This window comes from Ectopseudomonas chengduensis (assembly GCF_900102635.1).
Taxonomy (GTDB): domain Bacteria; phylum Pseudomonadota; class Gammaproteobacteria; order Pseudomonadales; family Pseudomonadaceae; genus Aquipseudomonas; species Aquipseudomonas chengduensis.
In genome coordinates, this window is sequence record NZ_FMZQ01000001.1 from 381,468 (window position 1) to 406,257 (window position 24,790).

A 24,790-nucleotide genomic window follows, 5' to 3' on the forward strand; every position below is an offset into this window, starting at 1 on the left:
GGGCTCTCTGTTTCAGCGCGCAGAATGCGCGAATGTTTGGCAAACTTCGGAGTCGGTGCGCGGTCAGTGTGCCATACGCCTTCCCCGGACAGATAAGAACAAGCGAGACAATCATCGAATGGACGTCCCAATGTCGAATGAGTCCGCAATGGACGAAAAAGGGTTTCGCCGGATTCTCAACCGTAACGTCGGGCTGCCGCTCGGCCTGGGGCTGGTCGGCGCGCTGTTCTTCGCGCTGTTGATCGGCTACCTGCTCAATGTGATCCGCTGGGTCGAGCACACCGACCAGGTGCTCAACAGAGCCAGCGAGGTGTACAAGCTGACGCTGGACCTGGAAACCGGCATGCGCGGCTTCCTGCTCAGTGGTGACGAGGACTACCTCGCGCCCTACGAGCAGGCGCGCGGCAAGTATCGTCCGCTGACCGAGCAGCTCATCGGCATGGTCGGCGACAACCCGCCACAGGTGCAGCGGCTCGAACGCCTGCTGGCGTTGCAGGAGCAGTGGGATCTGTTCGCCCAGGAGGTCATAGGCAGCCGCCGTGACGGTGGCAATTATCTGGCTGAAGTTGGGCGCGGGCGTGGCAAGAACCTCACCGATGGCATGCGCCGTGAGCTCGACACCTTCATCAACAGCGAACGCGAGCTGCGGCGGCAGCGCAATACCGAAGTAAGCAGCACCACGCTCTGGGGGGCTGGCATCTATCTGGTGATCAGCATCCTGTTCAGTGCCCTGTTGGCGCTGTTCGGTCGCCGTGAGCTGATGAATCTCTCGCAGACCTATTCACTGGCGATGGCCAAGCAGTCCGATTACGCCGATGAGCAGCGTCGCCGTGCCTGGCTGGGCGGCGGCCAGACCCTGCTGGCCGAGCGTCTACTCGGCCAGCCGCAGGTGCAGGAATTGGCCGATCGCTCCCTTGAGTTTCTCGCCGAGTATCTCAATTGCGTGGTGGCCGCCCTGTATCTGCGCGATGCTCAGACAGGCGACCTCACGCGCGTTGCCGGCTATGGCTTCAGCGAGGACGCCAGCCTCAAGGAGCATTTCTACCGCGGTGAGGGGCTGATCGGACAGGCTGCTCGTGGCCGTCGTCTGGTCTGTCTGGATGATCTGCCGGCGGATTACATCAAGGTCGCTTCGAGTCTCGGCGAAGGCCAGCCAGTGAGCGTTGCCCTGGTGCCGCTGCAGTCCGAAGATCGCGTCAACGGTGTGGTCGAATTGGCCTTCATGCGTGTACTGGAGCCGCGTGAGCGCGAGTTCCTCGAGGCCATCGCCAGCAATGTCGGGATGGCACTTGAAGCAGCGCGCTATCGCCAGCGTCTGCAAGAGGTGCTCGGCCAGACTCAGCAACTCAACGAGGAACTGCAGACCCAGCAGGAAGAGCTGCGTGCCGCCAACGAGGAGCTGGAGCAGCAGGCGCGCGTGCTCAAGGAGTCTCAGGCGCACCTGGAAACCCAGCAGGCCGAGCTGGAGCAGACCAACGAGAAGCTCTCCGAGCAGGCGCAGACACTGGCCGACCAGCGCGACGAGCTGGACCAGCGCAACACCACCCTCGGCCGCATCCAGGCGCAGCTGGAAGAGCGTGCCGAGGAGCTGCAGCGCGCCAGCCGCTACAAGTCCGAGTTCCTTGCCAACATGAGCCACGAGCTGCGCACGCCGCTCAATAGCTCGCTGATTCTGGCCAAGCTGCTGGCGGAAAACGGCAACGGCAACCTCAACGACGAACAGGTCAAGTTCGCCGAGTCGATCTACTCGGCTGGCAACGATCTGCTCAACCTGATCAACGACATTCTCGACATCGCCAAGGTCGAGGCCGGCAAGCTCGAGATACGCCCCGAGCGCACGCCGCTGGCAAGCCTGCTCGAAGGCTTGCGGGATGTGTTCGTACCGCTGGCGGGCGAGCGCAGCCTGAGTTTCGAGATCGAACAGCAGGGCGAGCTGCCGCAGGTGCTGTTCACCGACCGCCAGCGCGCCGAGCAGATCCTGCGCAACCTGTTGTCCAACGCCTTCAAGTTCACTGACCGCGGCGGCGTGACTCTCAGCGTATCGCGGCAGGATGACCATTACCTGGCCTTCGCCGTGCGCGATACCGGCATTGGCATCGCTGCGGATCAGCAGCAGGCGATCTTCGAGGCCTTCCGCCAGGCCGATGGCACCACCAATCGCCGTTATGGCGGTACCGGCCTGGGGCTGTCCATCTCGCGTGACCTGGCCGGGTTGCTCGGAGGCTCGATCACGGTCAGCAGCGTGCCGGGCGAGGGCAGTACCTTCACCCTGCTGCTGCCCGAGCGCTTGGTCGAGGGCGCTGCCCCGAGCCAGCCGATTGCCGCGCCTCTGGTGGTGGCTGAGCCGCCACTGCCGGTCGCCGCTGTCGCTGCCGCCCCGGCGATGCCGCGAGCGCCAGCGCCTTTCGCCGATGACCGCGAGCACCTCGACGAGCGTGGCGGCCGTCGCGTGCTGGTGGTCGAGGACGAAGTACGCTTCGCCCGCATCCTCTTCGATCTGGCTCACGAACTGGGCTACGCCTGCCTGGTGGCTACCTGCGCCGATGAAGGCCTGGAGCTGGCGCGGCAGTACCGCCCGGATGCCATCCTGCTCGACATGCGCCTGCCCGACGGCTCAGGCCTCGGTGTGCTGCAACGGCTGAAGGACGACCCGCAGACCCGTCATATCCCGGTGCATGTGGTCTCGGTAGAGGATCAGAGCGAGGCCGCGCTGCACCTGGGGGCGGTTGGCTATGCGCTCAAGCCCACCAGCCGCGATCAGCTCAAGGAAGTCTTCGGCAGGCTCGAGGCCAAGCTCAATCAGCAGGTCAAGCGTGTACTGCTGGTCGAGGACGACCCGCTGCAACGCGACAGCGTTGCCCGCCTGATCAGCGACGAAGACATCGAGATCACCGCCGTCGCACTGGCTGGCGATGCGCTGGAAAAGCTGCGCGACACGGTGTTCGACTGCATGATCATCGACCTCAAGCTGCCCGACATGCAGGGCAACGAGCTGCTGCGGCGCATGGCCGAGGAGGACATCTGCTCCTTCCCGCCGGTGATCGTCTACACCGGGCGCAACCTGACCCGCGACGAGGAAGCCGAGCTGCTCAAGTACTCGCGCTCGATCATCATCAAGGGCGCGCGTTCGCCAGAACGTTTGCTGGATGAGGTCACCCTGTTCCTGCACAAGGTCGAGGCCGAGCTGTCCAGCGAGCACCAGCGCATGCTCAAGACCGCGCGCAGCCGCGACAAGCTGTTCGAGGGCCGGCGCCTGCTGCTGGTCGACGATGACGTGCGCAACATCTTCGCTCTGTCCAGCGCGCTGGAGCAGAAGGGCGCCACGGTCGAAGTCGCGCGCAACGGTTTCGAAGCACTGGACAAGTTGCGCGAGCGCGAAGACATCGACCTGGTGTTGATGGACGTGATGATGCCGGAGATGGACGGCTACGAAGCCACCCGGCAGATTCGTCTGGAAGACCGTTGGAAGAACCTGCCGATCATTGCGGTGACGGCCAAGGCGATGAAGGATGACCAGGAGCGCTGCCGTGAGGTTGGCGCCAACGATTACCTGGCCAAACCCATCGACCTGGATCGCCTGTTCTCCCTGATCCGCGTATGGATGCCCAAGCTGGAGCGTCTGTGATGCCTGACGAAATCGAGCTGCGCCTGCTGATCGAGGCGATCTACCTGCGCTACAGCTACGACTTTCGTGACTACTCGAAAGCCTCGCTCAAGCGCCGCGTGCGTCAGGCGCAGACTCAGCTGGATTGCCCGACCATCTCGGCGTTGCAGGCGCGTATCCTGCACGAGCCGCAGGCGTTCATGCAGCTGCTGCAGTACCTCACCATCCCGGTCAGCGAGATGTTCCGCGACCCCGAATACTTCCTCGCCCTGCGCGAGCAGGTGGTGCCGCTGCTGCACACCTATCCCTCGCTGAAGGTCTGGGTGGCTGGCTGCAGCACGGGCGAAGAGGTGTATTCCCTGGCTATTCTGCTGCACGAGGAAGGCCTGCTGGAACGCACCATGATCTATGCCACCGACATCAATCCGCACTCGCTGGAGAAGGCCGAGCAGGGCATCTTCGCCCTCGACAACCTGCGCACTTACACCCAGAACTACCAGCTGTCCGGCGGCAAGCGGGCGTTCTCCGACTACTACTCGGCGGCCTACGATCGGGTGCTGTTCGACAAGTCGTTGCGCGCCAACGTGACCTTCGCCGATCACAGCCTGGCCACCGACAGCGTGTTCGCCGAAACCCATCTGGTGTCGTGCCGCAACGTGCTGATCTATTTCAACCGCGACCTGCAGGACCGTGCACTTGGCCTGTTCCACGACTCCCTTTGCCACCGCGGTTTTCTCGGTCTGGGCAGCAAGGAAAGTCTGGATTTCTCTGCCTATGCCCGGCAGTTCGAAGCGGTGTCGCGGCCCGAGCGGATTTTCCGCAAGCGATGAGCAGCCAACGGATCAACCTCCGCGGCCAGGTGCGTGCGCCGCTGCAGGCCCTGCTGATTGGCGCCTCGGCCGGTGGTGTCGAGGCGCTGTTGAGCCTGCTCGAAGACCTGCCGCCGGACTACCGGTTGCCGGTGGTCTGCCTGCTGCATCAGCCCGATCGCAGCGACAGTCTGCTGGCCGATCTGCTGCAGCGCCGCCTGAAGCTACCTGCCAAGGAAGCCGAGGACAAGGAGTACCTCAGTGGCGGCGTGGTCTACGTGGCGCCCGCCGGTTACCACCTGTCCATCGAAACCGATCGTAGCTTCTCCCTCAGTCGTGAGGAGCCGCGGCATTTCTCCCGGCCATCGATCGATATTCTTTTCGAGTCCGCTGCCGACGCCTATGGCGAGCAGCTGGCTGCCGCGCTGCTCACCGGCGCCAACGAGGATGGCGCAGCCGGTCTGCTGGCGATCAAACAGGCGGGCGGCCTGACGCTGGTGCAGGAGCCTGCCGACGCGCAGGTGCCCACCATGCCGAATGCCGCGCTGGCCCTGCTGAAACCGGATTTTCTCCTGTCTATCAATGCCATGCGCCTGCTGCTGGCCGAACTGGATGCCCTGCCATGCTGAGGAAGATTGAAGCCAAGGTATTGATCGTCGACGACCTGCCGGAAAACCTGCTGGCGCTGCGTTCGTTGATCCAGAGCGAGGACCGCACCGTGTTCCAGGCCAGCAGCGCCGACGAGGCGCTGTCGCTGCTGCTCGAGCATGAGTTCGCCCTGGCCATTCTCGACGTCAAGATGCCGGGCATGAACGGCTTCGAACTGGCCGAGCTGATGCGCGGCACGGAGAAGACCAAGCATATCCCGATCATCTTCGTCAGCGCGGTCGGCCGCGACATGGACTACGCCTTCCGCGGCTACGAGAGCGGTGCGGTGGACTTCCTGCACAAGCCGCTGTCGCCCTTCGAGGTGCGCAGCAAGGTGGCGATGTTCGTCGAGCTGTACCGCCATCGCAAGGCGTTGAGCATGCAACTGGAGGTGGTCGAGGCGGCGCGTCGTGAGCAGGAGGCACTGCTCGCCGAGCTGCGCGAGACTCAGGGCGAGTTGCAGAAAGCGGTGCAGATGCGCGACGTGTTCATGTCCATCGCCTCGCACGAGCTGCGCACGCCACTCAACGGTCTGATCCTCGACGTGCAACTGCGCCGGCTGCGCCTGGAGCAGGGGCGCATGGATGCCTTCAGCCCGGAAAAGCTGCAGGAGATGGTCAGCCGCGACGAGCGGCAGATCCGCAGCCTGAGCCGCCTGATCGACGACATGCTGGATGTTTCGCGCATTCGCACCGGCAAGCTGTCCGTACGTCCAGAACCCGGCGACCTCGGCGTGCTGGCTGGCAACGTGGTGGAGAGCCTAGCCGCGCAGTTCACCAATACCGGCAGCCATATCGAGTTGCACGTCGAGGGTCCGGCGCCGGTGATGATGGACGAGTTCCGCATCGAGCAGGTGTTGGCCAACCTGCTGACCAACGCCCTGCGCTACGGTGATGGTAAACCTGTGTCGGTGCGTGTGCGGGTGGTGGACGATATGGCCCGCGCCGAGGTGCGTGACCAGGGCCTGGGCATCTCCGAGGCCGATCAGCGGCGGGTATTCGAGCAGTTCGAGCGCGTCTCCGGAACCAGCGTCGCGCAAGGGCTTGGGCTCGGCTTGTTCATCAGCGAGCAGATCGTCCAGGCCCATGACGGTCGCATCGAGCTCAGCAGTCGCCTCGGCGAAGGCTCCTGTTTCAGCATCCTGCTGCCACTACGCAGCTGATCGTGCAAATTGCACGTGTCGTAATTCATGCATCTTGCAAAGTGCATGGCGCAAGGTGCCGATTTTTGTTTTAAGTAATTGATTTATAAGGATATTTTATAGAAATTGATGTTGGCATGAGCGCTGCAGAATCAGTCATGTAAGCCCCCGACTGACCTGCTGATGGAGAAGCGTCATGAACATCGTCCGAGTGAGCCTGTTTTGCGTCGCTGCATTGCTGGTCAACGGGGCTTACGCCAAAGATTTCAGTGGTTCGGCCGGAGCCGTTGCGAAAACGGCCGAGTTCACCCTTTCCAACTCGCCGGTGTGGCAATCGCGCGCTGCTGCACAGCAGGAAGGCTCCGCCGAACTGCGTGCCCAGCCCTCCCGCGCTGTCGGAGCCATCGGCGACGATGCGCAGTGGCTGCGCATCTCCAACGAGGGCGACACCGATACCGCCAACCGTGAGCCACGCCCTGCCAATAGCACCCCGCGCTGGGTGTTCTGACCGACAAGGAGTCCTGCCATGTCCAGAAGTGCCGTCCTGTTGTTGATCATGACCCTGTCGAGCCTGGCGGTGTTGTGGCTGAGCCCCGCTCTGGACGAGGGTATCGCCCTGCTGCTCAAGGGTGGCAGCGTCGTCTTTGGTGCGGGCTTTCTGGTCGCGTTGATGGCCGGGCGCCGGATCAAGTTCGACCCGGTGCTGCGCTGAAGCTGATCCCGCGCCAAGGAAACAAGAAAACGCCACGAAGACCGTGGCGTTTTTTATTGCGCGTGAACAGGCCGTTACCCCGGTCGTCTACCTCAGACCGGCAAGCTGAAATAGAAGTTGGCGCCTTCGCCTGGGCGCGAATGAACCCTCAGCTGGCCGCCGTGCAACTGCACGATCTCCCTTGCCAGCGCCAGGCCGAGGCCGACGCCACCCTTGCGTCTGCCGACCTGAACGAAGGGTTCGAAGATCCGCGCCTGTTGTTCGAAGGGGATCCCTTCGCCTTCGTCCTGCACGCTGACGATCACCTGTTCGCCATGGCGACGCGCCTGTAGTCGTATCTTGTCACCCGGGTTGCTGTAGCGCAGGGCATTGTCGGTCAGGTTATCGAGCAGTCGCTGCAGCTGCGCGGCATCGAGCTCAAGCTGCGGCAGGGGCTCGTGGACTTCGCAAAGCACCGTCACCTCGCGCTCCGCGGCTCTCTCGGTAAAACGTTGAGACAGCTGCTGGATCATTTCGCTTAGGTCGCAGGGGCGGCGCTGCAGGGTTTGCACGCCATTCTGGTAGCGCGAGAAGTTGAGCAGGTCGTCGATCAACTGCACCAGGCGGTGCATCTCCTCGTCGACGGTGCGTATCAGTTCCTGCTCGCGTCCGCCTGACGGCAGTGAGAGACGTTCGCGCAGCAGGCTGAAAGCCATATGAATACCGGTGATCGGCGTGCGCAGTTCATGGGAGGCGCGCAGGATGAACTCGCTGCGCACCCGGTCGAAGGCGCGTTGCTTGGTGACGTCCCGCAGCACCATCACCGCCCCCGCACTACCGCCCTCGCGCACCTGTACCGGGGTCAGGGCCCAGGCCAGCAGTCTGGTCTCGCCGTCGCGTTCGATCTGCAGGTCGGCCGGTGGCTCCTGCAGTAGTTCGCCTGCCAGCACCCGGCGCAGCGCCTCGTCCACCGCATGCTCGGGCAACAGCGGGCCGATGGGCTGGCCCACGATTTCGGCCGACCAGGACAGCTGGCGCAGCGCCACCGGATTGGCGTGTTCGATGCTGCCCTGGGTGTCGAGAATGACCAGGCCATCATCGATGCTGTCGAGCACTGCCTTCAGACGCCCCTCGCTGCTGAGCAACTGGTTGAGGTTGCTCGAGTGGTATTCGCGCAGCGCCTCGGTCATCAGGCCGAAGCGGCGGCTCAGCACGGCCAGTTCGAGCACCGGCGATACTGGCAGCACCACGTCATACTTGCCCTGGCCGATTTGGTCGGCGGCTCGTGCCAGCATGTCGATGGGGGCGCCGAAGCGGCGGGCGATGCCGTGGGCAGTGAGTACACCGATCGCCAATACCGCGAGGCCGATGAGCACCAGCAACCCGGCGATCAGTTGCGAGCGCTCGCCCGCTTTGCTCTCGGCCGAGATGACCCAGTCGACGATCTGATCCTGTTGTTCCAGGAGATGGTTGCGCAGACGCTGGAAGGCCTCGGTGAAGGGTTTGTGAGCACCCAGGTTATGGGGTGTCTGGCCGTCCGGCATCGCGCTACTGGCAGCCTGTTCCATCTCGTCGTAAAGCGCTGCTGCTTGCTCCAGCCCGCTGGCGTAGTCTTTGCCGAGGTTGGCCCTCAGGCCTTCGTCGAAGGTGGCGCGGAACGACTGGCGGATGGCTTCGAGGCGCTGCGCATCGGGCTGCTGAGCGATCAGCACGATCAGTTCGTCGCCCAGGTGCTGGCGCAACTTCTGGCCGATCTGCACGGCGTCAAAGCCGCGCTGGATCAGGTCGCTCTGGCTGCGCGCCATCTGTGTGACGCTGAACAGGCCGAGCAGCAGGCCCAGCAGTGCAACGGTGATCAGCGCGGAGATGCTAAGGAACAGTCGCGTGCGAAGCTTCATCGACAGCTTCATGGAAATCCCGTGGTCAGAGGTTGTACTGCTTGCGTTTGCGGTAGAGGGTCGAGGTATCGATACCCAGCGTCTTGGCCGCCATGTCGAGGGTGTTGCTGCTGGCCAGCACGGCGGCAATATGCGCCTTTTCCAGCTCTTCGAGGCTCATCGCTGCGCCGACACGCACGGCATTGTTCGGCGCTTCGCCGTTGCCGCCCAGGCCGAGATGGCTAACCTCCACGACGTCGCTCTGGCAGATGATGCTGGCGCGCTCGATGACGTTGCGCAGCTCGCGTATATTGCCTGGCCAGTGATAAGCCTGCAGGGCGGCGGCAGCCTCGGGGCTGAAACCGCACGCCGGGCGCCCGTAGTCGCTGACGAAGCGGGCGAGAAAGCGTTCGGCCAGGCCCATCACGTCTTCGTGACGTTCGCGTAGCGGCGGCAGCTTGAGGGTGATGACGTTGAGGCGGTACAGCAGGTCTTCGCGGAAGCGGCCCTCGCGCACCATTTCGTCGAGGTCCAGGTTGGTGGCGGCGACGATGCGCACATCGGCACGCCGGGTCACCGGATCGCCGACGCGCTCGTACTCCTTGTCCTGAATGAAGCGCAGCAGCTTGGGCTGCAGGGTCAGCGGGAAGTCGCCGATCTCGTCGAGGAACAGGGTGCCACCGTCGGCCTGACTGACGCGGCCCTGGGTGCTTTCGCTGGCACCGGTGAAGGAGCCGCGGGCGTGACCGAACAGCTCGCTTTCCATCAGCTCGGCCGTCAGTGACGGGCAGTTGATGGTCACGCAGGTGCGCTTGGCACGGCGGCTCCAGCCGTGGATGGCACGCGATAGCTCACCCTTGCCGGTGCCGGATTCGCCGAGAATGAGGATGTTGGCGTCGGTAGCGGCGACCTGCCGTGCGGTTTCCAGAATCGCCATCATCGCCGGGCTATGCGAGTCGAGACCGTCCTTGGCCTTGCGTACCTCACCTTCCAGAGCTTCCAGGCGTGCGGCCAGCGTACGCACTTCCAGTTGCTTGGCGGCGGCCAGGCGCAATTGATCGGGGGTGCAGGGTTTGACCAGATAGTCGGCGGCGCCGGCCTGGATGGCATCGACCGCGGTGTCCACGGCCGAGTGGGCGGTGACGATCACCACGCGCATCCAGGGGGCCTGGATGCGCATCTGCGCCAACAGGTCCAGGCCGTTGTCCTCGCCCAGGCGCAGGTCGAGAAAGCACAGGTCGAACACCTGTCGCTGCAGCAGCGCCTCGGCTTGAGTCGCACTGCTGGCACCGGCGACGTCATAGCCTTCGTCTTCAAGGCAGTAACGGAAGGTACGCAGGATTGCCGCTTCGTCGTCCACCAGCAGAATGCGTCCACTGGTTTGCTCTGCAACTGCCATGTATGTGCTCCATCTGACGGGTCAATGCAGCTTAGTCAGGTAAAAACCATGCAAGTTGCACGGCTCGACTGTGCCGATACTGCACCCTGCATGCAGGCAGGGTGCCTTTATTGTTGATAAATATTTGTTTTAAAAGGGAATTTTAATTTCTTCTGACTGGCACGGGGCTTGCGATATTGCCTGTATCGTCTCACGAACAGGAGTGAACTCATGCCCCCGTTCAAGCCTTTGTTACTGGCCGCCGGCACCGCGCTGATGCTCGGCCTGACGCCTGTGGCCAGCCACGCTGCCGAAGGTCAGCTATCAGCACAGCTGGATGCGGCCCGCCAGGAAGGTTCGATCTGGACAGCCTTCGCGCTCAACCGGCATCTCAACCCTTTCAAGCTCGATATCGACGTTGAGGATGGCGCGGCCACCCTCAACGGCAAGGTCGAGAACGATGTTCAGAAAGAGCTGGCCGAGCAGGTGGCGCTGAGCATAGATGGCATCGATTCGGTGGACAATCGCATCGAGGTCAGCAGTGACGCGGTCGAGGGCGATGCGCCGAGCATGGCGCAGCGCCTTGAGGACGCCAGCCTCGCCGCCACGGTGAAGTCCAAGTTGCTGTGGAACAGCAACACCCGCGGCCTGGACATCCAGGTCAAGAGCGAAACCGGCAACATCACCCTCAGTGGTCATGCGCAGACGCCGGCGGCCAAGGAGTTGGCAGGCCAGCTGGCAGCCAATACCGATGGCGTGCGCGAAGTGTTCAACCACCTCAGCATCAGCACTGCCGACAGCAGTAGCAGCGAAGTGCAAACCACACTCGACGAAGCGCGCGAGAACATCAGTGACAGCTGGATCACCAGCAAGGTCAAGGCCAGTTTCCTCTACAGCCGCAATCTGGACGCCATGAACATTACGGTGAGCACCGACGACGGCCTGGTCAGTCTGCGCGGCAGTGTGCTGAGCAGTGCCGAGAAGCGATTGGCAGTCGAGACCGCCCGCAATATCCGCGGTGTGCGTGGCGTCGATGCCGACGCCCTGCGCATCAGCAGTTGAATCTCAAGCAATCCCGGCCACTGGAATGGCCATCAACCCGCAAGTCCCATCGCCAAGGAGTGAATCCATGAGCAGCAAGACCGCACAACTCAACGAACTGATCGAAATCACCCGTGACGGCAAGCGCTTCTACGAGCATGCCCACGAAGAGGTCAAGGACATCCGCCTGCAGGCGCTGTTCCGCGACATGGTGCGCGCCAAGACCGAAGTGATCGACGCCTTGAGCGTCAAGGTCGCGGCCAACCAGAGTGAGCCGGCGTCTGGCGGCACCATGCTGGGCAAACTGCGCCAGTTCTACGCCGACACCCGCGCGACCCTGGCCAAGGATGAGGACGCCACCTACGTCGCGCAGCTGGAGGAAGCGGAAGACCGCATTTTGCATGCCTTCGAAGATGCGCTGGAAAGTGCGGACAATGATGTTCGCGTGCTGCTGGCCGTGGAGATGCCCAAGGTGCGGGCTTGCCACGACCGCATGCGGGCGCTGAAGCAGAACATGCAGTAACCACTGCGGCGCTGTTACGAGCCCCTGCACGCATTGCGTGCGGGGGCTTTTTATTGGGTCTGAGTAGCCCGGACTGGCAAATAAGTGTGTGCTTTCGGTGCTGGCACTATCCGTTAGCACGTCGTCTGAACGTTTGGGTTTCGCCCCTTACGGGCGCCACCCAAACGCTCAGCGCACGCGGTAACGGATAGTGCTAAGCCAGTAAGCGATACGCACACAACCTGCCAGTTCAGTATGACCCGCACTTCCCCCAAACCATCCGAAGTACTTTCTCTCTCTGCCGCAACCGAAACTCGTCGACGTTCATTTAACTGTCACATTCGTTTCATAGAGTGGTCACGTGGCCTGCAGATACTTGGGCCAGTTCCATCCAACACTATCCTGCTAGGAGCAAGGCATGAAACTGAAGCGTTTGATGGCGGCCCTGACTTTCGCCGCCGCTGGCGTAAGCGCCGTATCTGCTGTAGCCGCCGTCGACCCGGCTCTGCCGACCTATGAAAAGACTTCCGGTGTGTCGGGCAACCTGTCCAGCGTCGGTTCCGACTCGCTGGCCAACCTGATGACCCTGTGGGCAGAAGAGTTCAAGAAGAACTACCCCAACGTCAACATCCAGATCCAGGCCGCTGGTTCCTCCACTGCGCCACCCGCGCTGACCGAAGGCACCGCCAACATGGGCCCGATGAGCCGTCCGATGAAGGACAGCGAAATCCAGGCCTTCGAAGAGAAGTACGGCTACAAGCCGACCGCCGTTCCGGTTGCCATCGACGCCCTGGCCGTGTTCGTACACAAGGACAACCCGATCAAGTCGCTGTCGATCGAGCAGGTCGATGCGATCTTCTCCAGCACCCGCCTGTGCGGTGGCGACAAGGACATCAAGACCTGGGGTGACCTCGGTCTGACTGGCGAGTGGGCAGGCAAGCCGCTGCAGCTGTTCGGTCGTAACTCGGTATCCGGCACCTACGGCTACTTCAAGGAAGAAGCCCTGTGCAAAGGCGACTTCAAGTCCAACGTCAACGAGCAGCCGGGTTCGGCTTCGGTTGTCCAGTCGATCTCCAGCACCCTGAACGCCATCGGTTACTCGGGCATCGGCTACAAGACCTCCAGCGTCCGCGCCGTGCCGCTGTCGAAGAAGGGCGGTGAAGCCTTCGAGGCGTCGGAAGAGAACGCTCTGGCTGGCAAGTTCCCGCTGGCTCGCTTCTTCTACGTCTACGTCAACAAGGCGCCGAACCAGCCGCTGAGCCCGCTGGATGCCGAGTTCATCAAGCTGGTGCTGTCCAAGCAGGGCCAGGAAGTCGTGATGAAGGATGGTTACATCCCGCTGCCGTCCAAGGTCGCCGATAAAGCGATGAAGGACCTGGGTCTGTAAGGCTTCCAGCCTGATGGCCTGGCTCTAGCTAGCGAGGCCATTCGACGAACCCGCCACCCCATGGGTGGCGGGCTTTGTCATGTCAGTAGACTGTAATCTTTCTGTCATACAAGCCCGCTAAATTGACAAGCCTGGGCAGCCGTATGCGCTGCAATCAAGCCCGCGCAGAGACTTCTCGCATGAATGACTTGGCAAACGAATCCATGAACCGTTCGCAGAACCCTCTAGGGATCGACTTCAACACGCCCGCCCTGCAACGCAAGCGCCGTCTGCGCGCGTTGAAGGACCGCATGGCGCGTTGGTACGTCTCCATCGGTGGTCTGGCGGTGCTCGGTGCCATCACCCTTATCTTCTTCTACCTCGCCCATGTCGTGCTGCCCATGTTCCAGGGCGCCGAGCTCGAGTCGCGCAAGGCTCAGCAACCGGCCTGGCTGGCCGAGGCCCAGGCGCCATTGCTTCTCGCCGTGGAAGAGCAGAACCAGGTCGCCATGCGCCTGGATACTTCCGGCGCCGTGCAGTTCTTCGAGCTCAAGAGTGGCGAAGCCCTGCAGCGCCTGCAGTTGCCACTGCCGCAAGGCGTCAGCGTCGCCTCCGTCGGTCAGGATCAGCCGGGTACGCGCCGCGTGGTACTGGGCCTGTCCAACGGCCAAGCGCTGATCATTCAGCACAGTTACAAGATCACCTACCCGGATAACGTACGGGCCATCGCGCCGCAGATCGAATACCCCTACGGTGAAGCACCGATCGAGGTCGATCCGCAGGGGCGTCCGCTCGAGCACATCGCCGTCAATCTCAACAGCGGCACGCTGATGCTGGCTGGCTCCACGGGCAACGAGCTGCACCTGATCAGCCTCGCTCGCGAAGAGAACCTGTTCACCGGCGAGGTGAGTGTCAGCGAGGAGCGCATCAACCTGCCGCAGATCGGCGAGCCGATCAGTCAGCTGATTCTCGACCCGCGGCAGATGTGGCTGTACGTGTTCAACGGCGATTCCAGTGCCGACGTTTTCGATCTGCGCAAGCGTGGCCTCAATGGCCGCTACGAACTGCTCAAGGGCGGTTCCAATCGCGTGACCAGCGCCACCAGTCTGCTCGGTGGCATCTCGATCATGATCGGCGACGCCAAGGGCGGCATCCAGCAGTGGTTCATGGTGCGCGATCAGGATGGCAAGTCCACCTTCCAGTCGATCCGCAGCTTCCAGCTCGGCGACAGCGCAATCACCCAGATCCTTCCCGAAGAGCGCCGCAAAGGCTTCATGGCCCTGGATGCCGACGGGCGCCTGGGCATCTTCCACAGCACCGCGCACCGCACCCTGCTCAAGGAGCAGGTCGCCGAAGGCAGCGCCATCGCCGCCCTGTCGCCGCGTGCCAGTCGTGTGCTGGTCGAGTCGGACGGCAAGCTGCAGCGCTTCGTGGTGGATAACCCGCACCCGGAAATTTCCTGGAGCTCGCTGTGGGGCAAGGTCTGGTACGAAAGCTACCCGGAGCCTGACTACGTCTGGCAGTCCACTTCCGCCAACACCGACTTCGAAGCCAAGCTGAGCCTGTCGCCGCTGGCCTTCGGTACCCTCAAGGCGGCGTTCTACGCCATGCTGCTGGCTGCGCCGCTGGCCGTGGCTGCAGCGATCTACACCGCCTACTTCATGGCGCCGCGCATGCGCACCAAGGTCAAGCCGGTGATCGAGCTGATGGAAGCGTTGCCGACGGTGATTCTCGGTTTCTTCGCCGGCCTGTTCCTCGCGCCGTTTCTGGAGAACCACTTACCCGGCATCTTCAGCCTCTTGTTGCTGACACCGGTGGGCATCCTGCTGTTCGGTTTCCTCTGGACCAAGCTGCCTGAGTCCATCCGCCACCGTGTTCCCGAAGGCTGGGAAGCGGCACTGCTGATTCCGGTGGTGGTCGCTGTGGGCTGGTTCTCCATCGCGATCAGTGGGCATCTGGAAAACTGGCTGTTCGACGGCAACATGCGCCTGTGGCTGTCCAACGACCTGGGCATCCCCTTCGACCAGCGCAACGCTCTGGTGGTCGGCCTGGCGATGGGCTTCGCGGTGATCCCGAACATCTACTCGATTGCCGAAGACGCCGTGTTCAGCGTGCCCAAGAGCCTGACCTTCGGTTCCCTGGCGCTCGGTGCCACGCCCTGGCAGACCCTGACCCGCGTGGTGATTCTCACGGCCAGCCCGGGCATTTTCTCGGCGCTGATGATCGGCATGGGCCGCGCGGTGGGCGAGACCATGATCGTGCTGATGGCTACCGGTAACACGCCGATCATGGACATGAATATCTTCGAAGGCATGCGCACCCTGGCGGCCAACGTCGCCGTGGAAATGCCCGAGTCGGAAGTTGGCGGCACCCACTACCGTGTGCTGTTCCTGGCGGCGATGGTGTTGCTCCTGTTCACCTTCGTGATGAACACCCTGGCCGAGCTGATTCGTCAGCGCCTACGCACCAAGTATTCGTCGCTCTAAGGTTTTGGAAGGTATATGTCCGTGAAACAGAACAACCTGAAATCCTGGTACAAGAGCGGCGCCCCAGGCGTGTGGATGAGCGGAGGCGCCGTTGCCATCGCCATCATCATGACCCTCGGTCTGCTGGCAGTGATTGCCTCTCGCGGCCTCGGCCACTTCTGGCCGGCAGATATTCTCGAAGCTGACTACCAGGTGCCTGGCCAGGAAGCCCGGGTGATGCTGGGTGAGGTGGTGCAGGTCGAGGAAGTGCCACGTGCACGTCTCGCCGCAGCCGGCCTGCCGGTGGCCGAAGGTGGCGAATTCATGACCCGCGAATTGCTCAAGGTGGGTAACCGCGAGCTGTTCGGTGCCGACTTCACCTGGGTGGTTGGCGAGTGGCTGAGCAACCCGCGCAAGCCGGCCGGCATCACCGTGTTGGAGCGCCGCGAGTGGGGCAACTTCTACGGCAACCTGGTCAACGTCAAGGAAAGTGGCCAGGTGGTCGCTGAGGGCGATGCGGCCTGGGCTGCATTGCAGGAGCGCCTGGATCGCGTCGACGACCTGCACGCACAGCTGGTGCGTCTGGAGAAGAAGGACATCGGCCGTATCAACCATGGCCTGGAGCGCATTCGTCTGGAAGGCCGCAAGCTGCAGTTGCAGGACAAGCTGGACGCCGCTGCCCAGGCTGACATGGATGCCCGTCGCGATGCACTGAATGCCGAGTACAAGGTGCTCGAAGAGCGCATGGTGGCGCTGACCCAGCAGATCAATCGCGACAGCGTGACCCTGGCCGCCAGCGATGGACGCCAGACCGAAATCGAACTGGGCAAGATCGTCCGCGCCTTCCGCCCGAACGCCATGGGCATCGTCGACAAGCTCGGCTTCTATGCCATGAAGCTGTGGGAATTCGTCAGCGACGAGCCGCGTGAGGCCAACACCGAAGGCGGTATCTTCCCGGCGATCTTCGGCACCGTGCTGATGGTCATGCTGATGGCGGTGATCGTTACCCCATTTGGCGTGATCGCCGCGGTCTACCTGCGCGAATACGCGCATCAGGGCGCATTGACCCGGGTGATCCGCATCGCGGTGAACAACCTGGCCGGCGTACCGTCGATCGTCTACGGCGTATTCGGTCTGGGCTTCTTCGTCTACGTGCTGGGTGGCTCGATCGACCAGCTGTTCTTCCCCGAGTCCGCCCCGGCGCCGACCTTCGGCACCCCGGGCCTGATGTGGGCCTCGCTGACCCTGGCGATCCTCACCCTGCCGGTGGTCATCGTCGCCACCGAGGAAGGCCTGGCGCGTATTCCGCGTGCAGTACGTGAAGGTTCGCTGGCGCTTGGCGCGACCAAGGCCGAGACGCTGTGGAAGGTGGTCATCCCGATGGCCAGCCCGGCGATGATGACCGGCCTGATCCTGGCCGTGGCACGTGCCGCTGGTGAGGTGGCGCCGCTGATGCTGGTGGGTGTGGTGAAACTGGCACCGACCCTGCCGCTCAACGGTAACTACCCTTACCTGCACCTGGATCAGAAGATCATGCACCTGGGCTTCCACATCTACGACGTCGGCTTCCAGAGCCCCAACGTCGAGGCCGCGCGTCCGCTGGTTTACGCCACTGCGCTGCTGCTGGTGATCGTTATCGCCCTGCTCAACCTGACTGCGGTCTATATCCGTAACCACCTGCGCGAGAAGTACAAGGCGCTGGATCACTAACGCAGCTACGAGTCGCGCACCGCCGGTGCGCAGCTTGCAGCTTGTAGCTACGAACGGAGTGAGTTTATGCAACACGAAACCCATACCCACGGTATCGATCTGGCCGCCCTCGGCCGTGATAAGCAGAGCCTGAGCCTGGCCAACGAGACCACGGCCATCGCCGTGCCGGGTCTGAACCTGTACTACGGCCAGAAGCAGGCGCTGTTCGACGTCAAGATGGATATTCCCAAGCAGCGCGTGACCGCCTTCATCGGCCCGTCCGGCTGCGGCAAGTCGACCCTGCTGCGTACCTTCAACCGCATGAACGACCTGGTCGACGGTTGCCGTGTGGAAGGTGAGATCAACATCGACGGGCGCAACATCTACCGCAAGGGCGAGGACGTGGCCGAACTGCGCCGTCGCGTCGGCATGGTGTTCCAGAAGCCCAACCCCTTCCCCAAGAGCATCTACGAGAACGTGGTGTATGGCCTGCGTATCCAGGGCATCAACAGCAAGCGCGTACTCGACGAGGCGGTGGAATGGGCACTGAAGAGCGCCGCGTTGTGGGATGAGGTCAAGGACCGTCTGCACGACTCGGCCCTCGGCCTGTCCGGCGGTCAGCAACAGCGTCTGGTAATCGCCCGTACCGTGGCCGTGCAGCCGGAAGTGCTGCTGCTCGACGAGCCTTGCTCGGCGCTCGATCCGATCTCCACGCTGAAGGTCGAAGAGCTGATCTACGAGCTCAAGAGCAAGTACACCATCGTCATCGTCACCCACAACATGCAGCAGGCGGCGCGCGTTTCCGACTACACCGCGTTCATGTACATGGGCAAGCTGATCGAGTTCGGCGACACCGATACCCTGTTCACCAACCCGGCCAAGAAGCAGACTGAAGACTACATCACCGGTCGTTACGGCTAAGGCCATGGCAAATACTTCCTGGCTTTGTCGGGCGCCGTACTGTCAGCGCGTGCCCTTCGCGCCAGAGAGCATTTTCCAAGGGCCTTAGTGCTGAAACTCAACGTGTAGGGTGCGCCGTTCGCACCATGGCCATCCAAGCCGGCAGCTTTCGCGGAGCGAAACATGATCAACAAAGACAACCTTACCCAGCACATCTCCCAGCAGTTCAACGCCGAGCTGGAAGAGGTGCGCAGCCACCTGCTGGCCATGGGCGGCCTGGTGGAAAAGCAGGTCAACGATGCCGTCACCGCGCTGATCGAGGCCGACTCCGGCCTGGCCCAGCAGGTGCGCGAGATCGACGACCAGATCAACCAGATGGAGCGCAACATCGATGAGGAGTGCATCCGCATCCTCGCCCGCCGCCAGCCGGCGGCCTCCGACCTGCGCCTGATCATCAGCATCTCCAAGTCGGTGATCGACCTCGAGCGCATCGGCGACGAGTCGACCAAAATCGCCAAGCGCGCCATCCTACTCAGCGAGGAAGGCGAGGCGCCCAAGGGTTACGTCGAGATCCGCCACATCGGCGACCAGGTGCGCAAGATGGTGCAGGACGCTCTCGACGCTTTCGCCCGTTTCGACGCCGACCTGGCCCTGGCCGTGGCCCAGCACGACAAGACCGTCGACCGCGAGTACAAGACTGCGCTGCGTGAACTGGTCACCTACATGATGGAAGATCCGCGTTCGATCTCCCGCGTGCTCAATGTGATCTGGGCGCTGCGCTCGCTGGAGCGCATCGGCGATCATGCGCGCAACATCGCCGAACTGGTGATCTACCTGGTGCGTGGTACCGATGTGCGCCATATCGGCCTGACCCGCATGCGTGAAGAGGTCGAGGGCAAGTCCAACGGCTGACGCCTGCTTCGTGCCGACGGCCCGGGACTTCCCGGGCCGTTTCGTTTGCGCGATTTGTTGCACGTCCGGCGTTTTCCGTTGGCCTTAGGCCACTGGCCATGACTATGCTTACCGCCATTCGTACAGGAGTGGCCGATGAGCAAAGTCAGTGTGCTGGTGGTGGATGACGCGACCTTTATCCGTGATCTGGTCAAGAAAGGGCTGCGCGATAATTTCCCCGGCGTACAGATCGAGGAAGCGATCAATGGCCGCAAGGCCCAGCAGATGTTGAGCCGTCAGGTGGTCGACCTGATCCTCTGTGACTGGGAAATGCCGGAGATGTCCGGCCTCGAGCTGCTGACCTGGTGCCGCGAGCAGGACAACCTGAAAACCACGCCTTTCATCATGGTGACCAGCCGTGGTGACAAGGAGAACGTGGTGCAGGCTATCCAGGCCGGTGTTTCCGATTACATCGGCAAACCCTTCTCCAACGAACAGCTGGTGACCAAGGTCAAAAAGGCCCTGCAACGCGCTGGCAAGCTGCAGGCGCTGATGTCCAGCGCGCCGTCGAAGATGCTGAGCACAGGTGGCTTCGCCAACGACTCGCTGGCCGCACTCACCGGTGGCAAGGCCGAGGTGGTAAAGACCAGTGCACCAACCCCGGCAGCTGCCGCCCCTGCGGCACCGAGTGTCGCACCTGCCCCGGCCGCCGCAAGCAAGTCGCCGGCCGGCCGTGGCCAGGGTCAGCTGCGTTTACCGGCGGGCAGCATGGCCTGCGTGATCAAGGCGCTGAGCCTCAAGGAGGCACTGCTGGTGGTCAAGCGCACCGAGCAGCTGCCGCAGGTGCTGGAGAGTGCAGTGCTCGACCTGGAACAGGGCGAAGCAGCGGAAACCGCGCGGCTCAATGGCTACCTGCACGCGGTGGCGGCATTCGAACCCAAACCCGACAGCGAATGGCTGCAACTGACCTTTCGCTTCGTCGACCGCGATCCGCAGAAGCTCGACTACCTGTCGCGGCTGATCGCCCGTGGCACCGCGCAGAAGCATTTCAGCCCCGGCGCGTAGTGTCACGACAGCGATCATCTGTATCTGCTCCGAGGCTCTGGGTGGCGCGGGTCGCCCGGCGCTGTCCCCGCACCATCTTCTGCTACGCATTGCCTCGGCTTACGCCGTTATCTTCCTCGCTGACACGCTGCTGGGCCTGCCAACCCGTAGCCCGGGTGCAATCCAGGGCGCCATGCCGACCAATGGCGGTGAGCCGGTTCACAGCCTGACGGTCGGTGTCTCGCGCACTCCGTGCTGCGCTGCTAGTCTTGCTAACCCGGATATCAAAAAGCCATAAGATCCGAGTCGTTATGCTAGGGCGTCTGATTATTCTCTGCAGTCTGCTGGTCTTTTGCGGCCAGGCCGCTGCGCTGACCATCTACAAGTACGTCGACAAGAACGGCGTGGTGACCTATAGCGATCAGGCTGCGCCCGGCGCGCAGGTGTTCGTGTTCAACGACCGCATGGTCGAGCGCCTGGACAACCAGGTGAAGCTGGAAACCAAGAAGCACGAAGCCGGCGAGACCCTGTTGATTCGCAATGACCTGTATGCGCCGGTGGAAATCGAACTGCGGCTGGAACAGGTACAGAACGCCATCGGCGCGCCGGACAAACCGATTCGCTGGGTGCTGCCACCGCGCAGCAATATCCGCCTGGCTACCCTCACCGCGCAGGACGCCAGCAAACCGCTGCGCTACAAACCCAGGTTGCGCTACGCCCTCGGTGATCCGCGCCTGCAGCCGAGCATCCATCGTTATCCGTTGCCCTGGCGTGGCGGTCCGTTCCGTCAGACCCAGGGCGCCAACGGCACCTACAGTCATTTCACGCCCAAGGGCCGCTATGCAGTGGACATCGCCATGCCCGAGGGCACGCCCATCGTCGCCGCGCGCGGTGGTGTGGTGGTCAAGACCGAGAACCAGCAGAGCGGCCGCGGCAACAACCCGGCCGGCAACTTCGTGCGCATCCTGCATGACGACGGCACCATGGGCGTTTACCTGCACCTGATGAAGGGCTCGGTCAGCGTGCGTGAAGGCCAGCGGGTGGAAACCGGCAGCCTGTTGGCGCGCTCCGGCAACACCGGCAACAGCACCGGCCCGCACCTGCATTTCGTGGTGCAGCGCAACGTCGGTCTGGCCGTCGAGTCCATTCCCTTCAACTTCCGTCAGCCGGTCAACAGCCTGCCGAACTTCGCCGTCGGCGGCGAATAGCTCGGCAAGGCCTGCCGGCTACGCTCCTTCTGCGGATATCCCGCCGCAACACTGTCGCGCGCTCGCGCATTTCTGGTGTTTCCGTTGTTGCGCAGTGGCGCCGGTGCGCATGGCGCACCCTACGGGGCATGCGTGTACCGCGGACGGGGCTGGTGCCATCGGTAGGGTGCGCTGCGCGCACCGCGTCACCGCTGATGCTGTGGTTTGCCCGCTCTCTGCGGCGTTTTCCTTAAGTCACCCCCCTGTGCTGTCGCCTTTGTAATCGGTACGTCCGCCACCAGCGCGACGCAGGCGGAAGTTGGCCTTCCGCTCGTCGTTCAGCAGTGTGCAAGCGGAAAGGATCTTTCACCTGGCGGAACGCCTAGAGCCCTCTAAATCAAGGGTTTCAGCTGTTGGCACCGCTATTGCTATCTCACAGGAAAACGGGTGTCCGACTATGGCTATCGATTCAGATTACGTGCAAAGCATGGCGACCCAACTGGCCCAATACGAAATTCAGGGCCAGTTGGCCAAGGCCAACCGCAACCAGGCCGCATACAAGGCGCAGCTCAGTGCCCTGACCAGCCTGGATACCGCCCTGAAGGCTTTCAAGACTGCCGCCAGCGGTCTCAAGCTGGCCGGCAGCAGCATGTTGGTCAACAGTGCGAGCTTCAGCCAGGAAGGTTATGCCAGCGCTACAGTGGGCTCCAAGGCCGTGGCCGGCAGTTACGACTTTTTCGTTCAGCAATTGGCCAGCAAGAGCCAGGTTGCCCTGCAAGGGCTGCAGGACGGCGACCTCGGCAGTGGCAGCCTGACCATCGGCCAGGGCGGCGACGCGTTCAATGTCGACCTCGGAGCCGTCGCCACGCTCGATGAGCTGGCCGCAGCGATCAACGGCGCGAGCGACAACAATGGCGTCAAGGCGACCCTGGTACGCAGCAATGGCCAGGTCAACCTGGTGCTGACCAGCGAGAAGACTGGCGCCGACCAGGCCATCAGCCTGAGCGCCAGTGGCAATGCCGCGGTTGAAGGTGCGGTGGCCAGCAGGCAGGAGCTGTCCGTGGCCAAGGACGCCATCGTGCGTCTGGGTGGCGAGACCGGTATCGAGCTGACCAGTACCAGCAACACCTTCGACAACATCATCGATGGCGTCAGTCTGACCTTCAACAAGGCGCACAAGAGCGGTGACGCGCCGCTGACCATGGAAGTCGGCCAGGACCAGAAAGCCACCAAGGAGAAGGCGCAAACCTTCGTCAGCGCCTTCAATGCGCTGATGACTAGTTTCGACTCGCTCACCTCCAGCGGTAGCGAGAGTGGTGGTCGCGGGCCTCTGGCTGGCGATGCCAGCGTGCGCGCCATCGAGACCATGCTCAACCAGTTGGTGCGCACCTCGTTCGGCGGTGTGAGCCTCAACGAGTTCGGCATCGTCGCCGACCGCAACGGCAAGCTGACCATCGACAACGCCCGCTTCGAGAAGGCCGTGGCAGCCAACCCGGAAGGCTTCGAGAAGCTGTTCACCGACAAGGGCAACCTGCTCGACACCCTGGACAAGAACCTGGCGGTCTACACCAGCAGCGCCGGCGGCCTGCTGACCAATCGTAAGGACACCCTCAACACCCAGCTGCGCCGTGTCGATCAGCAGTTCGACAACATCCAGAAGCAGTACGACTCCTACTACAGCCGCTATCTCCGTCAGTACACCGGTCTCATGCAGACCATGGCGGCGATGGAGCAGACCTACGGAATGTTCTGATGAGTGCCTACAACCTCAACGAAAGTTACGACAGCTATCGCACCGTGGACCTCGAGGCGCGCGCCGCTGCGGCCTCGCCCTACGAGCTGGTGCTGGTGCTGTTCGACGGCCTGCTCGACGAGCTGGCGCGTGCCCGTGGTCATATCGAGGCCAAGCGTTACCAGCAGAAGGGCCAGTCCCTGGAGAAATGCCTGAACATCCTCGGCGGTCTCAATGGGGCCCTTGATTACGAGAACGGCGGCGAGTTGGTGCAGGGTCTGGCGCGGCTCTACGACTACTGCATCTATCGCCTCTCCGATGTCAGCGTGAGCCTGTCGCTGGAGGGGTTGGACGAAGTGGTCGGCCTGCTCGGTGTGCTGCGCGAAGGCTGGGAAGGCGTGAATGCAACGCGCAAGTGAACTGCGCGCCCTGCAGCACCTGCATGGCCAGCTGGCCGAGGCGCTGGAGCAGGGCGACTGGACGCGCATCGGCGAGATCGATGCGCTGATCCGCTCGTGCCTGCAGCTGCTGGCCGGGCTACCGACGCTGAGCGACGAAGTGCGCGAGGCCAAGCGGCATCTGCAGCAGTTGCACGGACAGGCGCGCATCGCCTGCGCGCAAGAGTGTGAGCGGGTGCGTCGGCTACTGCTGACGCACCTGGAATACGCCGAAGGGCGCAGCGCTTACATGCGCGTCGATCTGTATCAGGGTGGGAGATAAAAGGTGTTGCAAGCGATCAATGCCAATGCTCAGGTGAACCTGACGGACTCCGCGGTGCAAACTTTGCCGGCCGGCTTTTCCCAGGCTCTGGGCACTGGCGGTGAGACTGCGTCGTTCGATCTGCAACTGGCCGTACAGGGCTTCATCGCCGCCGAGCCAGGGGTACCGCTGAGTGAAGAGGCCGCTGCCGTGAAGGTCACCCTCAGCGAAGCGGATGCCGAGCAGTGGCTGGCCAGCATGCTGGACCAGCAGGCGGTGCATATCGAGGCGCGTGAAACTCCTGAGCAGGTGCTGCATGAACCGCTGCATCAGGACGGCTCGGAGCAAGTCGAGCAGGCTGCCGCGTTGCCTGCCGAGCTCCTCGGCCAGCCGCAGCCGCAGCTACAGCCGCGTGAGCAGTTGCCAGCTCAGCCGTCGCACAGCGCCAGTGCTCCAGCGCTCAGCCAGCAACCGTTGTCACCCCAGGTAGCGGCGCCCATACCGCAGATGGCAGCCGAGATCGCGATACAGACTGCGGCGCCGGCCATGGCGACCGAGGTCATCGAGACGAGCGATCTCGAACGCCTGCCGAGCATCAGCACGGACGCAGATAAAACCATTCCCGGCAGCGCAACATCCTCCGCCGCAACTGCTACGCCGCTGACGGCCGAGCGTCCGCTCAAGCTGCATGCACCACAGACGCAGTGGGGCGAGCAAATGCTGGCCAGCCTGCGTGAGCATGTGGAGCTGCAGATCAACCAGCGCATACAGAACGCCACCATCCGCCTCGACCCGCCGGAGCTGGGCAGCCTGGAAATTTTCCTCAGTCATGAGTCCGGCCGCCTCAGCGTGCAGCTCTCGGCCGCCAACGCCGATGTCGCCCGCCTGTTGCAGCAGACCAGCGAGCGCCTACGTCAGGAGCTGGTCGGGCAGAACTTCGTGCAGGTCAATGTGCAGGTCTCCGCCGATGCTCAGGGCGGTCGTCAGCAGCAACAGGCGCAGGCCCAGCGCTGGCTCGTCGAGGATGAGGTGGCCGCTGCCGTCGCGCTACCCGCCGGTGGCGAGCGCAATGGCGCGCAATCGACCAGCGATGTGCTGGTCACCGTTTAATTTCCCGTTAGTGAAT

Annotated in this window: 21 protein-coding genes; 19 read left to right on the forward strand and 2 right to left on the reverse strand. The window is 62.9% G+C overall.

All coding sequences use genetic code 11. From position 1 onward, the window contains the following. Positions 1-130: 130 nt before the first annotated feature. The 6 genes from BLS08_RS01740 (at position 131) to BLS08_RS01765 (ending at position 6,914) form a co-directional block, all read left to right on the forward strand. The gene (locus tag BLS08_RS01740) at positions 131-3,625 is read left to right on the forward strand and encodes a response regulator (RefSeq protein ID WP_026088516.1); all 3,495 of its coding nucleotides are present in this window, start codon (positions 131-133) and stop codon (positions 3,623-3,625) included. Beyond that, the gene (locus BLS08_RS01745) at positions 3,625-4,434 is read left to right on the forward strand and encodes a CheR family methyltransferase (RefSeq protein WP_017676431.1); all 810 of its coding nucleotides are present in this window, start codon (positions 3,625-3,627) and stop codon (positions 4,432-4,434) included. The genes BLS08_RS01740 and BLS08_RS01745 overlap by 1 nt, the downstream gene beginning before the upstream one ends. Next, a complete protein-coding gene (locus tag BLS08_RS01750; RefSeq protein ID WP_017676432.1) occupies positions 4,431-5,042 on the forward strand; it encodes a chemotaxis protein CheB in 612 nt (203 codons plus the stop codon). Before BLS08_RS01745 ends, BLS08_RS01750 begins: the two co-directional genes overlap by 4 nt. Then, complete coding sequence (locus tag BLS08_RS01755) at positions 5,036-6,223, forward strand: hybrid sensor histidine kinase/response regulator (protein WP_017676433.1); 1,188 nt, start codon at positions 5,036-5,038, stop codon at positions 6,221-6,223. The genes BLS08_RS01750 and BLS08_RS01755 overlap by 7 nt, the downstream gene beginning before the upstream one ends. A 175-nt stretch (positions 6,224-6,398) precedes the next feature. Beyond that, positions 6,399-6,710 carry a hypothetical protein gene (locus BLS08_RS01760; RefSeq protein ID WP_017676434.1) on the forward strand — a complete coding sequence of 104 codons (312 nt, stop codon included), beginning with the start codon at positions 6,399-6,401 and terminating at the stop codon, positions 6,708-6,710. Positions 6,711-6,728: 18 nt separating this feature from the next. Further along, positions 6,729-6,914: a PA3371 family protein gene (locus tag BLS08_RS01765; protein ID WP_017676435.1), complete on the forward strand. Its 186-nt coding sequence runs from the start codon at positions 6,729-6,731 to the stop codon at positions 6,912-6,914. Positions 6,915-7,006: 92 nt separating this feature from the next. On the opposite strand, the gene BLS08_RS01770 is transcribed toward BLS08_RS01765, so the two are convergent. Next, on the reverse strand, positions 7,007-8,803 hold the full coding sequence (locus tag BLS08_RS01770; RefSeq protein ID WP_021487565.1) for an ATP-binding protein: 1,797 nt from the start codon (positions 8,801-8,803) through the stop codon (positions 7,007-7,009). Positions 8,804-8,816: 13 nt separating this feature from the next. Further along, positions 8,817-10,169, reverse strand: a complete 1,353-nt coding sequence (algB, locus tag BLS08_RS01775; protein WP_017676437.1) for a sigma-54-dependent response regulator transcription factor AlgB — start codon at positions 10,167-10,169, stop codon at positions 8,817-8,819. 210 nt (positions 10,170-10,379) lie between these two features. Here algB and BLS08_RS01780 point away from each other — a divergent pair, with 210 nt between their 5' ends. The 13 genes from BLS08_RS01780 (at position 10,380) to BLS08_RS01840 (ending at position 24,774) form a co-directional block, all read left to right on the forward strand. Beyond that, positions 10,380-11,210: a BON domain-containing protein gene (locus tag BLS08_RS01780; protein WP_017676438.1), complete on the forward strand. Its 831-nt coding sequence runs from the start codon at positions 10,380-10,382 to the stop codon at positions 11,208-11,210. Between the two features lie 67 nt (positions 11,211-11,277). Next, positions 11,278-11,712, forward strand: coding sequence for a ferritin-like domain-containing protein (locus BLS08_RS01785; protein ID WP_017676439.1), 435 nt, complete (start codon positions 11,278-11,280; stop codon positions 11,710-11,712). A 397-nt stretch (positions 11,713-12,109) separates the two neighbouring features. Next, positions 12,110-13,078, forward strand: coding sequence for a PstS family phosphate ABC transporter substrate-binding protein (locus tag BLS08_RS01790; RefSeq protein WP_017676440.1), 969 nt, complete (start codon positions 12,110-12,112; stop codon positions 13,076-13,078). Positions 13,079-13,257: 179 nt separating this feature from the next. Next, complete coding sequence (locus tag BLS08_RS01795) at positions 13,258-15,543, forward strand: ABC transporter permease subunit (RefSeq protein WP_017676441.1); 2,286 nt, start codon at positions 13,258-13,260, stop codon at positions 15,541-15,543. Between the two features lie 21 nt (positions 15,544-15,564). After that, positions 15,565-17,232 (forward strand): phosphate ABC transporter permease PstA, encoded by a 1,668-nt coding sequence (gene pstA, locus BLS08_RS01800; RefSeq protein ID WP_026088517.1) that lies wholly within the window; start codon positions 15,565-15,567, stop codon positions 17,230-17,232. A 66-nt stretch (positions 17,233-17,298) separates the two neighbouring features. Then, entirely contained in the window at positions 17,299-18,132 is an 834-nt protein-coding gene (gene pstB / locus BLS08_RS01805) for a phosphate ABC transporter ATP-binding protein PstB (RefSeq protein WP_013713351.1), read from the forward strand. A gap of 162 nt (positions 18,133-18,294) precedes the next feature. Further along, complete coding sequence (gene phoU / locus BLS08_RS01810; RefSeq protein WP_017676443.1) at positions 18,295-19,023, forward strand: phosphate signaling complex protein PhoU; 729 nt, start codon at positions 18,295-18,297, stop codon at positions 19,021-19,023. 135 nt (positions 19,024-19,158) lie between these two features. Further along, positions 19,159-20,067, forward strand: coding sequence for a response regulator (locus BLS08_RS01815; RefSeq protein WP_017676444.1), 909 nt, complete (start codon positions 19,159-19,161; stop codon positions 20,065-20,067). Between the two features lie 290 nt (positions 20,068-20,357). Next, the gene (locus BLS08_RS01820; RefSeq protein WP_017676445.1) at positions 20,358-21,254 is read left to right on the forward strand and encodes a peptidoglycan DD-metalloendopeptidase family protein; all 897 of its coding nucleotides are present in this window, start codon (positions 20,358-20,360) and stop codon (positions 21,252-21,254) included. 436 nt (positions 21,255-21,690) lie between these two features. Then, positions 21,691-22,986: a flagellar filament capping protein FliD gene (gene fliD / locus BLS08_RS01825; protein ID WP_017676446.1), complete on the forward strand. Its 1,296-nt coding sequence runs from the start codon at positions 21,691-21,693 to the stop codon at positions 22,984-22,986. Further along, the gene (gene fliS, locus BLS08_RS01830) at positions 22,986-23,384 is read left to right on the forward strand and encodes a flagellar export chaperone FliS (protein WP_017676447.1); all 399 of its coding nucleotides are present in this window, start codon (positions 22,986-22,988) and stop codon (positions 23,382-23,384) included. Before fliD ends, fliS begins: the two co-directional genes overlap by 1 nt. Beyond that, positions 23,368-23,685 (forward strand): hypothetical protein, encoded by a 318-nt coding sequence (locus BLS08_RS01835; RefSeq protein ID WP_017676448.1) that lies wholly within the window; start codon positions 23,368-23,370, stop codon positions 23,683-23,685. The genes fliS and BLS08_RS01835 overlap by 17 nt, the downstream gene beginning before the upstream one ends. Before the next feature lie 3 nt (positions 23,686-23,688). After that, positions 23,689-24,774 (forward strand): flagellar hook-length control protein FliK, encoded by a 1,086-nt coding sequence (locus BLS08_RS01840; protein ID WP_017676449.1) that lies wholly within the window; start codon positions 23,689-23,691, stop codon positions 24,772-24,774. The last annotated feature ends 16 nt before the right edge of the window (positions 24,775-24,790 follow it).

Coding starts and splice junctions, on each gene's coding strand:
- BLS08_RS01835 (WP_017676448.1), top strand. CDS start 23,368: ATGCAACGCGCAAGTGAACTGCGCGCCCTGCAGCACCTGCATGGCCAG.
- BLS08_RS01770 (WP_021487565.1), bottom strand. CDS start 8,803: ATGAAGCTGTCGATGAAGCTTCGCACGCGACTGTTCCTTAGCATCTCC.
- BLS08_RS01790 (WP_017676440.1), top strand. CDS start 12,110: ATGAAACTGAAGCGTTTGATGGCGGCCCTGACTTTCGCCGCCGCTGGC.
- BLS08_RS01785 (WP_017676439.1), top strand. CDS start 11,278: ATGAGCAGCAAGACCGCACAACTCAACGAACTGATCGAAATCACCCGT.
- BLS08_RS01740 (WP_026088516.1), top strand. CDS start 131: ATGTCGAATGAGTCCGCAATGGACGAAAAAGGGTTTCGCCGGATTCTC.
- BLS08_RS01745 (WP_017676431.1), top strand. CDS start 3,625: ATGCCTGACGAAATCGAGCTGCGCCTGCTGATCGAGGCGATCTACCTG.
- BLS08_RS01755 (WP_017676433.1), top strand. CDS start 5,036: ATGCTGAGGAAGATTGAAGCCAAGGTATTGATCGTCGACGACCTGCCG.
- BLS08_RS01815 (WP_017676444.1), top strand. CDS start 19,159: ATGAGCAAAGTCAGTGTGCTGGTGGTGGATGACGCGACCTTTATCCGT.
- BLS08_RS01780 (WP_017676438.1), top strand. CDS start 10,380: ATGCCCCCGTTCAAGCCTTTGTTACTGGCCGCCGGCACCGCGCTGATG.
- fliS (WP_017676447.1), top strand. CDS start 22,986: ATGAGTGCCTACAACCTCAACGAAAGTTACGACAGCTATCGCACCGTG.
- phoU (WP_017676443.1), top strand. CDS start 18,295: ATGATCAACAAAGACAACCTTACCCAGCACATCTCCCAGCAGTTCAAC.
- fliD (WP_017676446.1), top strand. CDS start 21,691: ATGGCTATCGATTCAGATTACGTGCAAAGCATGGCGACCCAACTGGCC.
- BLS08_RS01820 (WP_017676445.1), top strand. CDS start 20,358: ATGCTAGGGCGTCTGATTATTCTCTGCAGTCTGCTGGTCTTTTGCGGC.
- BLS08_RS01760 (WP_017676434.1), top strand. CDS start 6,399: ATGAACATCGTCCGAGTGAGCCTGTTTTGCGTCGCTGCATTGCTGGTC.
- BLS08_RS01765 (WP_017676435.1), top strand. CDS start 6,729: ATGTCCAGAAGTGCCGTCCTGTTGTTGATCATGACCCTGTCGAGCCTG.
- pstB (WP_013713351.1), top strand. CDS start 17,299: ATGCAACACGAAACCCATACCCACGGTATCGATCTGGCCGCCCTCGGC.
- BLS08_RS01795 (WP_017676441.1), top strand. CDS start 13,258: ATGAATGACTTGGCAAACGAATCCATGAACCGTTCGCAGAACCCTCTA.
- algB (WP_017676437.1), bottom strand. CDS start 10,169: ATGGCAGTTGCAGAGCAAACCAGTGGACGCATTCTGCTGGTGGACGAC.
- BLS08_RS01750 (WP_017676432.1), top strand. CDS start 4,431: ATGAGCAGCCAACGGATCAACCTCCGCGGCCAGGTGCGTGCGCCGCTG.